Origin of the sequence: Pseudoalteromonas sp. S558 (assembly GCF_005886635.1) — a bacterium.
Classification (GTDB): domain Bacteria; phylum Pseudomonadota; class Gammaproteobacteria; order Enterobacterales; family Alteromonadaceae; genus Pseudoalteromonas; species Pseudoalteromonas aliena.
In genome coordinates, this window is the sequence record NZ_PNDU01000054.1 from 18,314 (window position 1) to 30,182 (window position 11,869).

The 11,869-nt window shown below is 37.6% G+C and carries 11 protein-coding genes; 4 read left to right on the forward strand and 7 right to left on the reverse strand.

Annotated elements, in window-relative coordinates:
* Positions 1-365 precede the first annotated feature (365 nt).
* The 3 genes from CWB66_RS04025 (at position 366) to CWB66_RS04035 (ending at position 3,434) form a co-directional block, all read left to right on the forward strand.
* Positions 366-1,652, forward strand: coding sequence for a citrate synthase (locus CWB66_RS04025; protein WP_077538040.1), 1,287 nt, complete (start codon positions 366-368; stop codon positions 1,650-1,652).
* Between the two features lie 125 nt (positions 1,653-1,777).
* A complete protein-coding gene (locus tag CWB66_RS04030; RefSeq protein ID WP_138584417.1) occupies positions 1,778-3,004 on the forward strand; it encodes an aminotransferase class V-fold PLP-dependent enzyme in 1,227 nt (408 codons plus the stop codon).
* 13 nt (positions 3,005-3,017) lie between these two features.
* Positions 3,018-3,434 carry a SufE family protein gene (locus CWB66_RS04035; protein WP_077538041.1) on the forward strand — a complete coding sequence of 139 codons (417 nt, stop codon included), beginning with the start codon at positions 3,018-3,020 and terminating at the stop codon, positions 3,432-3,434.
* 35 nt (positions 3,435-3,469) lie between these two features.
* On the opposite strand, the gene tcdA is transcribed toward CWB66_RS04035, so the two are convergent.
* The 7 genes from tcdA to CWB66_RS04070 are packed head-to-tail and all read right to left on the reverse strand — an operon-like array spanning position 3,470 to position 10,931.
* Complete coding sequence (gene tcdA / locus CWB66_RS04040; protein ID WP_077538042.1) at positions 3,470-4,267, reverse strand: tRNA cyclic N6-threonylcarbamoyladenosine(37) synthase TcdA; 798 nt, start codon at positions 4,265-4,267, stop codon at positions 3,470-3,472.
* Complete coding sequence (locus CWB66_RS04045; RefSeq protein WP_138584418.1) at positions 4,268-4,948, reverse strand: TIGR01621 family pseudouridine synthase; 681 nt, start codon at positions 4,946-4,948, stop codon at positions 4,268-4,270.
* Complete coding sequence (gene kdsB, locus CWB66_RS04050; protein WP_077538044.1) at positions 4,945-5,706, reverse strand: 3-deoxy-manno-octulosonate cytidylyltransferase; 762 nt, start codon at positions 5,704-5,706, stop codon at positions 4,945-4,947. Before kdsB ends, CWB66_RS04045 begins: the two co-directional genes overlap by 4 nt.
* On the reverse strand, positions 5,694-5,891 hold the full coding sequence (locus CWB66_RS04055; protein ID WP_138584419.1) for a Trm112 family protein: 198 nt from the start codon (positions 5,889-5,891) through the stop codon (positions 5,694-5,696). The genes kdsB and CWB66_RS04055 overlap by 13 nt, the downstream gene beginning before the upstream one ends.
* On the reverse strand, positions 5,881-6,861 hold the full coding sequence (gene lpxK / locus CWB66_RS04060) for a tetraacyldisaccharide 4'-kinase (protein ID WP_138584420.1): 981 nt from the start codon (positions 6,859-6,861) through the stop codon (positions 5,881-5,883). Before lpxK ends, CWB66_RS04055 begins: the two co-directional genes overlap by 11 nt.
* Positions 6,858-8,603: a lipid A export permease/ATP-binding protein MsbA gene (msbA, locus tag CWB66_RS04065; RefSeq protein ID WP_138584421.1), complete on the reverse strand. Its 1,746-nt coding sequence runs from the start codon at positions 8,601-8,603 to the stop codon at positions 6,858-6,860. The genes lpxK and msbA overlap by 4 nt, the downstream gene beginning before the upstream one ends.
* Positions 8,604-8,663: 60 nt before the next feature.
* Positions 8,664-10,931 (reverse strand): DNA internalization-related competence protein ComEC/Rec2, encoded by a 2,268-nt coding sequence (locus CWB66_RS04070; RefSeq protein WP_138584422.1) that lies wholly within the window; start codon positions 10,929-10,931, stop codon positions 8,664-8,666.
* Here CWB66_RS04070 and CWB66_RS04075 point away from each other — a divergent pair.
* Positions 10,911-11,414: a DUF2062 domain-containing protein gene (locus tag CWB66_RS04075; protein ID WP_077538049.1), complete on the forward strand. Its 504-nt coding sequence runs from the start codon at positions 10,911-10,913 to the stop codon at positions 11,412-11,414. The genes CWB66_RS04070 and CWB66_RS04075 overlap by 21 nt on opposite strands.
* The last annotated feature ends 455 nt before the right edge of the window (positions 11,415-11,869 follow it).

The window sequence follows — 11,869 nt, forward strand, 5'->3', positions numbered from 1 at the left end:
ACCCATCAAATATTACTGATGGAACTATCAAAGTAAACGTATAGAATCAGTTAAAGTTCACAATAGCGTAAAAATTAAACTGTAAAACTATGTTTACCCAAATACAATACGGTTTAAAACCACCGTTAGTATATATACCCACAGGACTTTTTACAATTCTTGTTTATTTAGAGATGTTTGCGAATTAGCCAATAGTATTATATTTAATTGATATAGAATATTTATTATACAAATGTGCATAATGTTTATAAAAATTGACTTTAACCCCCTCTTTCACGTTAAAATGCAAAGATGTGCTTAAAACAGATTTCAGAACTTTAAAATCTAAAAATCAGAATAGATATCTTAATAGGAGATACATAGCGATGGCAGATAAAAAAGCCACAGTCCAAATTGATGGGCTAGATCCAATCGAACTTCCAATTTATCAAGGCACTGCTGGCCAAGATGTAATCGACGTACGTACGTTAGGTGCACATGGTCACTTTACTTATGACCCAGGTTTCATGTCGACTGGCTCTTGTGAATCTGCAATTACTTATATTGATGGTGGCAAAGGCATATTGCTTCACCGTGGTTACCCAATTGAGCAATTAGCTGAAGAATCTAACTACATTGAACTTTGCTATCTGTTACTAAATGGTGAGTTACCATCTAAAGAGCAGTACGATGCATTCGCTAAGCAAATTACTCGCAGTACAATGCTTGATGAGAAAATTGCTAATTTCTTCCAAGGCTTCCGTTTTGATGCTCATCCAATGGCGATGCTTTGTGGTGTAGTGGGTGCGTTATCCTCTTTCTATCATGAAGACCTTGATATTACTGATGCTGAACAACGTAAAACCAGTGCTGTTAAATTAGTTGCTAAATTACCAACTATTGCTGCTATGGCTTACAAAACAAATATTGGCCAACCATTTGTTTACCCGCGTAACGATTTAAGCTATGCAGAAAACTTCTTACATATGATGTTCTCTGTTCCTGCTGAAGAGTATAAAGTTAACCCAGTAACAGCTAAAGCGATGGATAAAATATTCATGCTTCATGCTGATCATGAACAAAATGCATCGACTTCAACAGTTCGTCTTGCTGGTTCATCAGGTGCTAACCCGTATGCGTGTATTGCTGCTGGTATTGCATCTCTTTGGGGTCCTGCACATGGCGGCGCTAACGAAGCATGTTTAAACATGTTAGAAGAAATTGGTTCTGTAGATCGCATTGATGAATTCGTTGCTAAAGCTAAAGATAAAGCGGACCCTTTCCGTCTGATGGGCTTTGGACACCGTGTTTACAAAAACTTCGATCCACGTGCAACAGTGATGCGTCAAACGTGTCACGAAGTATTAGCTGAGCTTAATATCCAAGATCCACTTCTTGATATTGCAATGAAGCTTGAGCAAATTGCACTTGAAGACCCATACTTTGTAGAGAAGAAACTTTACCCTAACGTAGATTTCTACTCAGGTATTATCTTAAAAGCGATCGGTATCCCAACAAGCATGTTCACTGTAATTTTTGCAATGGCACGCACAGTTGGTTGGATCACTCACTGGGATGAAATGCTATCTCAACCTGGTCATAAGATCAGTCGTCCACGTCAGCTTTATACTGGTTACACTGCACGTGACTATGTATCAACTGATAAGCGCTAATACGCTTTAATCGTGTTTGAATACTTTAAAAGGCCGCTTTTGCGGCCTTTTTTATTATTTGTTACTTGAGAATAATAATAAAGTGATTACAATTCTCGCCTTAAATTACAACGTTGATGAAGCTAATGACTGTTTTAGAGTTTGATATAAATAAAATTCGACGAGACTTCCCTACCTTAAATCAAACTATAAACGGCTGTCCGCTTATTTATTTAGACTCAGGGGCTACGACACAAAAGCCGCGAAGCGTTATCGATACAACAGCCGATTATTACACACATAAAAATGCAAATGTACACCGGGGCCGTCATTCATTGAGTGAAAACGCTACTGTATTGTATGAAAGTGTGCGAAACCAAACAGCTGATTACTTTGGTGTAAAAAACAATGAAATTGTCTGGACCAAAGGGGCCACTGAGGCAATCAACCTTGTCGCAAATGGATTAAAAAGCCAAATAAGCGAAAACGATACAATAGTAATAACACCACTTGAACACCACGCAAATATTGTCCCATGGCAAGTTTTAACGCAGCAAACAGGGGCAAAGCTCGCTGTTATGCCATTAAATAGCGACGGTACTTTTAACATTTCTCTTTGCTGTGAATTTATTGAGAAAAATAAGCCTAAGCTCGTTGCTATTACACAGGCATCTAACACGCTTGGTAATATTACTAATTTAAATGCGTTAATTACTTGCGCAAAAGCAATGGGGTCAGTTGTTTTGGTTGATGGCGCGCAAGGTGCGATGCATTTAAGACCTGATTTGAAAACGCTTAACTGCGACTTTTACGTTTTTTCGGCTCACAAAATGTTAGGACCAACAGGGTTAGGCGGCTTATATGGTCGTTATGAGCTTTTAAATACCCTACTCCCTTATCAAACTGGTGGGGAAATGATCCAAACCGTTACACTCATGCACAGTACCTATCGTGATGCTCCCGCCAAGTTCGAATCAGGCACTCCAAATATAGCAGGAGTACTAGGATTTGGCGCTGCACTTAGCTATCTAACTCAATTTAGTCATGAGCAAATCCTCAAACATGAGCAAAATATATTTAATTATGCCGCAAGCAAATTAAGTCATATTGAGGGTATTACACTGTATAGTGACTTAAATAATAATATAGGTACATTGTGCTTTAATTATAAAGATGAACATCCATATGATTTGGCAACTTTACTTGACGGTTATGGTGTTGCAGTAAGAGCTGGGCATCATTGTACACAGCCTTTAATGGCTCATTTAGGGCTTAATGGCACCCTCAGAGCAAGTTTCGCATTTTATAATAATCATGATGATGTTGATCAATTCATCAAAGCACTGCGTGAATCTATCACACTTTTAGATTAATTTTGGATAGCTAATGATAAATACGTTTAACCTAGTAACTGATCCGATAAAAAATGCATCTGCGTGGCAGCAAAAATACCGTGAAATAATGCTACTTGGTAAAAAATTACCGCTGTTACCTGATGCGTTAAAGACAGATGACGCACTCGTACCTGGGTGCGAAAGTAAAGTGTGGATGTTTGTAGAGTTTGATTTAACTGAGAACGCATTAGTGGTCATAGGTGACTCAGACACACGTATTGTTAAAGGCTTATTAGCATTAATTTTAGCTCTGTATAACGGTTTAACCCCTGAGCAAGTAATAAATATCAACGCGTATGAAGAGTTTGAAAAACTAGGCTTAATTAAGCATTTAAGTCCTTCACGAGGCAATGGTATAAAAGCCATGGTCGAAAAAATACAAACGTTAGCCAAAAAAAAAGCGCGTTAGGCGCTTTTTATAACAATATAATAAGCAGTCTGTATTTAAATGTTTAAACGTGCACGCTTATCTAAGTATTTTCGAATCGCTTTGGCTGCAACAAAAAACCCAAAGCTTCCTGTGATCATAGTGACAGAGCCGAAACCATTATTGCAATCCATATTCATCGAGCCATCAGCGCTTTGCTTTGCATGACATACGCTACCGTCACTGCCAGGGTATACAAGCTGCTCTGTTGAATAAACACAATCGATATTAAATTTACGCTTAGGGTTATTACTAAAGTTATACTGCTTACGTAAAATATAACGAACTTTTGCAAGTAGAGGGTCTTGCGTGGTTTTAGCCACATCACCAAATGTTATTTGACTAGGGTCGGTTTGCCCACCTGCGCCACCCGTTGTAATAATAGGCAGTTTATTACGTTTGCAGTGCGCAATTAATGCTGCCTTTTCTTTAACCGCATCAATGCAATCAATAACGTAGTCAAAACCTTGAATATGCGATTGAATATTATCGAGTGTGATAAAGTCATCTATTACATCAATCTGGCACGCTGGGTTTATTAACTCACAACGCGCTTTCATTGCATCCACTTTAGCTTGGCCTATGGTGCCGCTAAGCGCATGAATTTGCCTGTTTACATTGGTCGCGCAAATATCATCTAAATCAATGAGTGTTATTTTACCAACACCTGTGCGCGCAAGGGCTTCAGCAGCCCAGCTCCCTACACCACCAATACCGACGACACAAAAATGGGCTTGTTGAAGCCAATCAAATTGCTGATGACCATATAAACGTTTAATTCCGCCAAAACGTATATCTGTAACTTTTTCGTTCATTTACCAATCCAGTTGCCATGGCGACTGCCATGCTTGAAAATCTTGATGTTTTATCAGCGCTATATATTCATCGCCATGATCAGGTAACAACGTAAATTGCATGTGTTCACCTTGCCATAAAAAGCTCAGTGCATAAGCATGCAAATAGGTACGATTTGATGGCGTACCTGCATACATTGCATCCCCTAAAATAGCCGAACCTATACTCTTTAGCGCCACCCTTAATTGATGCGTTTTACCTGAATAAGGTTTCAAAATATACGCCCTGAACCCTGGTTTATAACTCACAGAATAAAATCGAGTGATCGCTGGATTAAGCTTAGTTGTTAGTAGCTTGAACGAACCACGACGAGATTTGGCCATATCACCTTTTATCCAACCTTGCTTTTTTTTAGGTTTGGCATCGCTGATAGCTAAATAAAATTTGCTTATTGCATGCTCAGTGAAAAGTGCAGTGAAACATGCAGCTGCGCCTTTGTTTCTCGCTAAAATAATCAGCCCTGATGTCACCTTATCTAAGCGATGAACCGCATAAAGTTTTTGCGATAATTGCAGCTCAGCTAACACGACAAAACCAGGTCCATCTTCTGAATGAAAGCTGAGCTCTGCTGGTTTTTCTAAAATATAAAAATCGTTATGTGTAAATACTATTTTTAACAGTGTATTTGCTTGTTCACTCACGCGTTTGTACTTTTAATATGCGCTATAACTTTTGCTAAATCTTCGGGTGTATCAACGCCTGAATGCGGCGTTATCTGCGCTTGCTCTATTTTAATTTTATAACCGTGATATAGCACACGCAATTGTTCTAACGATTCAAGTAACTCAAGAGGAGATACACTGAGCTGTGTGTATTGTTTAATAAAACCTGCTCTGTATGCATAAATCCCCACATGGCGTTGAAATGGCGCTAAATCAAGCCTGTTTTTATCATCCATCATCGCACTTCTGTCAAATGGAATATTGGCTCGCGAGAAATACAACGCATTTTTATCAATATCGCTAACCACCTTAACGGCATTAGGATTAAATACGTCATCTCGCTCTTCAATAGCAACACTTAAGGTTGCCATTGGTGCCGTTGAATCGTTTAATAGCGCAGCAACCTGAGATACATTTTCAGGTGCAAGTAACGGCTCATCACCTTGTACATTAACCACAATGGTATTGCTATCGAGCTCAAGTAAATCAACGACCTCAGCTAAGCGCTCAGTACCTGAGTGATGATCTTCGCGAGTCATTAGCACATCGCTGGTAAATAAACTGACTGCATCAAATACTTTTTGATGATCGGTTGCAATAACAACTTGGCTTGCGCCTGATAAACAGGCTTTTTCGTAAACATGCTGAACCATTGGCTTACCACAAATATCAGCAAGCGGTTTACCTGGCAATCGGGTTGAGGCAAAACGAGCCGGAATTACAACTACGAATTCCACTTTTCAACCTCATCTAAAGATAATTCACGCGCTTCATTTTCAAGCAGTACCGGAATGTCATCTTGAACCGGATAAGCTAGCTTAGCTGCGGTGCTAATTAGCTCGTTATTTTCTTTATCAAAACGTAATTTACCCTTACACACTGGGCACGCAATTATCTCGAGTAGTTTTGTATCAAAGGCCATTGAGGATCCCTTTTTCTTTTAATAATGAATTTAATGTGTTTATAACGACATCGGAAGGCTGCGCATCTACTGGTAAATAATACCAATTAGGTTTTGCAAAACTACCGCACTTTACCGCATCTTTTTCAGTCATGACTACGTTATCATCACCAAACCCAGAAAAATCATCCGCAGTGTATGCATAATGATCTCTAAAGTGATGAGTTGATAGTAAGCGAATACCTTGCGCCTCTAGTGAGTTTTCAAAACGCTGCGGATTGCCAATCGCGCTGATAGCATGCGCACTGGTAATTAAACTGTTCACGGGTTTTGTGCCACTTACTCGTCTTATTGGGCTGGTTTGTAACGTATAATGACTGCTACTTTGACCACCATTTTCAATAACTAAGTCGACACTATTTAAACGCTTTTTTGTCTCTCGTAATGGCCCTGCTGGCATTAAAAAACCATTACCGAATTTGCGTTCACTGTCAACAATACAACACTCAATACTACGCGCCATTTTATAATGTTGCATGCCATCGTCTGAAATAATAACGTCTGGTGCATATGTGCGCTCAAGCAACTCAATACTGTGCTGCCTATTAGGGCCAACAGCAATTGGACACTTTAAACGATGATATAAAAGTATCGGCTCATCACCCGCTTCATTCGTACTTACTTGATCTGTAACAAGCAGAGGGTAATTATTAGCATGTCCACCGTAACCACGGCTAATGATCCCAACAGATAAACCTTGTTGCGTTAAATAGTTAAAAAGCCATAACACAAACGGTGTTTTTCCATTGCCACCCACGCTAATATTGCCAACCACAATAATTGGCGTTTTACTTTTAAATTGTTTTAAAAACCCTAATTTATACAAACACTTTCGAATGCTCGAAATCAACCAAAATAGTACTGATAAGGGTAAAAGTAATAGCGTAATTACGCTAACGGGCTTATACCAGCTATGCTCTACTTTATTCACACTTGCTCGCCAAATTGCATTTTACAAAGTGCAGAGTAAGTACCGTCATTGGCAAGTAAACTTGCATGATCTCCACTTTCAATAACACGTCCATTATCGATAACGTAAATTCGGTCGCTATTTTCAATCGTTGATAAACGATGCGCAATGACAATAGACGTTTTATCTTTCATTAACGCCTCCAGTGCTTGTTGAATCAATTTTTCAGATTCGGTGTCAAGTGCAGACGTAGCTTCATCTAAGATTAAAATTGGTGCATCTTTTAAAATTGCTCTCGCAATGGCAATGCGTTGTCGCTGGCCGCCTGAAAGCATCACGCCATTTTCGCCTACCATAGTATTTAATTGTTCAGGAAGATCTTTGACAAACTCCCAAACATGCGCCTGTTTTGCTACGCGTATTAACTCATCAGTAGAGACATCATGCGTTATGCCATAGCAAATATTGTTCGCGATAGTATCGTTAAATAACACGACTTGTTGTGAGACTAAGGCAAACTGACGTCGCAAGTCAGCAAGTTTATAGTCACTTAGTGCAATACCGTCGAGTAGAATTTCGCTTGGCAGCTCTAAATCATAATAGCGTGGCAGCAAATTGGAGATTGTTGACTTCCCCGAGCCTGAGCGACCTACTAATGCAATGCTTTCACCAGCCTTTATAGTCAAAGATAAATCGTTGAGTACGGCTTCTGCTTTTGTTGGGTATTTAAACGTTACATTTTTAACCTCAATTAACCCTTTAACTTTATCGACTGCGATTGTGCCGGTGTCTTTTTCTACATTTTCGTCAAGGATTAAAAATATACTTTGCGCTGCCGAGATACCACGTTGCATGTCGCTGTTGACGTTAGCTAATTGCTTAAGTGGACGCAGTAACATCATCATCGATGATATCAAAACCACAAAATCACCAGAGCTTATCGTGTCAATCATTGCGGGCATTGATACCACCCACAAAATAACGGCCATTGCACTTGCAGCAAGAACTTGAATAATAGACACACTGAGTGCTTTGGTTGCATCCATTTTTATTCGTTGTTGACGGTTGTGATTATTAATTTTAGAAAACTTATTGATTTCTTGCTCTTGCCCACCAAAACCATGTATTACCTTGTGCCCGCTTAACATTTGTTCTGAGCTGCGTGTAACTTGCCCCATCGCCGATTGAATATTTTTAGAAATATGGCGAAAACGCTTAGACACAACTGTAACAATAATGGCAACGAGTGGGATGATCACTAAAAATATTAGTGATAACTTCCAATTGGTATAAAACATCAAACCCAATAAAAATACAACAAACGCCCCTTCACGTACCACAATTAATAACGCTTTTGTAATGGCTTGTTGAACTTGTTCGGTATCAAAGGTGATTTTAGAGATTAAATCACCGGTTGAGTTTTTATCATGAAAAGAAACCGGTAAATGTAATATGTGTTCAAATAATGCTTGGCGAAGAGAGCGTACGACTTGGGAGCCTACATAACTTAAACAATATGACGACATAAAATTAAAAATGCCACGACCAATCACTAAAGCAATCACAACAAACGGCGCATACGTTAACACATCACTATTGCGCTGGTTTAAGCCTTCATCAATAAACGGCTTCATTAATTGAATGAATAACGCATCCATTGCCGAATAACCAATCATTCCTATAATAGCAACAAGGGCAACGCTCTTATATGCACCAACATAAGAAATTAACCGTTTATAAATTTGCGTAGTACTTTGATCCATAACACTCTCTTTATACAATTACAGCCCCTATTGTATCCTTAGGTGCACTAAAACAAAACGTCAATCTTTGATAAACCAGTAACTTTCATACTCTCTTGCCGTTTTTACCTGTGCATACTCATTGTAAAATTTAACACTGATTTGTCCTTGCTGTCCTGTAACATATTGAGTTGCATTTATTTTGCTATAACGCTTAACAACCTGCTGTTTAGGAAATTGCCATTGCCCTTTATAGGCACTTGAATGAATAACAATTTGTGGGTGTACTGCTTGTATAAATGCATCACTTGAGGATGTATCACTGCCATGATGCGGGCTCAACATCACTGTACTTTTTAAAAAATAGCCCTGTTGGAGTAATTGCGCTTCTCGTTGCTTAGAGATATCACCCGTTAATAAAACACTGTGCGCTTTATCAGACACTCTAATAACGCATGAATCATCATTTTCATTTTGAAAGTTTGTTGTTTTAAAGCTCTCTATTTTAAGACCAAAGAAATCTCTCTTCGCGACTTTACATATATCTTGTAAATTATGTGGGTGAAAAGTAGCAAAGGTAGATTCATATCCTGCTTGCATAAAGTGCTCAACACCACCAGCGTGGTCACTATCTTCGTGACTTAATACAGCTATAGATACAAGTAGTTTATTGGCTTCAATATAAGGTAATAAAATACTACGAGCACGGCTAAAACGATTAAAATAACTAGGGCCAAAGTCATAAATTAACGCTTGTTTATCTTTCTCTATCAGTACCATCAAGCCATGCCCTACATCAAAAACATGTAATTGCCATTTTGGCTTTTCGGCAACTAAGTAATTAAATAACAGTACACCAAATGGAATACATGTTAACCACTTATACGGAACCAAATAAAAAATCAAAAAAGTAATATAATAAAAAACAACAAAAATAGAATCCGTATTCCCTATATTTAGCCAACGAATAGAGACGGGGATTTTTGTTAATAACTGAAATAAATAACTTAAGCAGCCATCAAAAAAAGTGATGAAAATACCCATATCAAACACACTACTAACAAGTGTGATAATAATTAAACTAGGCATAACAATTAAAGAAAGAAGTGGAATAGCAATTAAGTTAAGCATTAAACCTGCCAAACTAACACCATGGAAAAAGTATAGCGAAAGCGGCAATAAACCTAAAAACAAGGCCAGTTGTACCAGCCCTAGCGATGCTATTTTATATAAAAAGGATGTATTTAAAATGGGTATTTTACGCACGACTAAAAATATAATAGCCACGGCGGTAAATGAAAAATACAGTCCTGCGTTTAATACATTAAAAGGATTTATTATAAGCAAAATAACAAGAGCAAATAAAATACTGCGCCAACGCAATGGCTGTTTTGCTAAATAATAGAGTAATAAATAGCACCCGAGCATAATTAACGCACGCGTAGCTGACACTAAAAAGTCACTTAGATAAACATAAATAAATGCAGCAAAGAAGCCTACTGTACTGTAAATAACAGACAGGTTTTTCGTTTGGTCACTAACGTATTTGATATGTTTAAGTAAACTGCGTGTAAATAGATAACCAAAACCAAATATTAAGCCAATGTGCAAACCTGATATGGCTAATAAATGACTCAATCCCAGAGATTGCATTAATTGCTTATCACTAAAATCCATTAACGATTTGTCGCCAGTCAATAGCGCATAATACAACCATTGTAGAGTTGTATTACTATAAACAGCCTTTACAAATTTTCTGTAGTTTATAACCGCACTTTGTTTTTCGTTATTTATGATCACTAACTCTTTATTTAGTACTTTTCCTTTAAAAAATATGCGCTGTGTAAAAGCGTAGTGCTCGTTATCGAACACATGAAAGTTCTTTGTGCTACGAAAAGGCTTTAAATTAATTACGGCACTAAAAGTGTTACCAATTAGCAAGGTTTGACTTGAGTTTACACTCAACATAGCGCTTGGGGCTCTAAAGTGAGCGTAGCTATCATCATTGAGTTTTATAATTTTTGCTTTTATGTATTGCGGCTGTTTACTTGAAATTATACTTTCAATAATCAACTCAGCAGAATGTGCATACTTTTCGTCCGCTTTTGGGATTTCAAAATTATAAAAAGTATAAAAATGCACTGCAATACAACAAATAGCGCAAATAAAGCCTAACAATACATTTAAAAACGGCTTAAAATAAACACTCACAATAACTATTGAAATTGTGAGTACTGTAAATTCGAGAGTTTGGTAATAAAATACGGTTGCGATACAGCCAATTACAAACCCAAGACTTATCCACACTGATGTAAATGGTTGCTTTAAATGGCTAAAAAAACGATTCAAAGATTTTTACCTGATCCAAATAAAATTAGACATCATAAGTCTTTGAGAATTTTTGGGCATCTTTTACAAGATGCAAATCTTTGGCACTTAAATAGACGCTCCGCTCGTGGTGCATTTGCTGTTGGGCTGTTTTTTGCATTCATCCCCGTTCCTTTTCAGATGGTTTTAGCCGCAGCTGGTGCTATTGTATTTAGAGTTAATTTACCGATTTCTGTTGCGTTAGTATGGTTAACAAATCCCCTAACTATGCCCCCTATCTTTTATGGCTCATACCTAGTCGGCACTTTATTATTAAATCAGCCAGAACAGCATTTTGTTTTTGAAGCAAGTTGGGCTTGGTTTTTAGAAAGCATTGAGACTATTGGGCCCGCTTTTTTGCTTGGCTCTTTAGTATGTGCTTCTATCGCTTCTATTATTGGTTACTTTGGTATTGATATTATCTGGCGCCGCACTGTTTTAAAAGCCTGGTCTGCTCGAAATTAAAATGCCTTAATGAGCTAATTTTTAACCAAGACTATTATTGTTAGCATAGTACACATTCTGATTATGGAGCACAGCTTAGGCAAATAATGCTTTACTGATCTATTTACAATAATGAGTTTATGTTCGTGTACTTCCTAGTTACCTCTAGGAAGACACATGATTGTGCTGCAAAAGCCCTATTCCGCTATTACTGAACCGAGCACTGATTAAGCTATTCTCAGTGCAAACTCAACGCAGTTAGCATAAAAAAACAGCTGCTTCAGATTAATTTATACCAATTGCATTAAATTAGTGATCTATTATAGCAATAAGAAAATAGCTAAATAACAAGGCTAAAATTATAATACATAGTTGTTCTATATAAATAATTTTTAACGTAGTTAGTGAGTTATTGAATACGCTAGAATGATCATGTTTTTAATAAAATTGGTATTATTTGAGTCTTAGTTAAGATT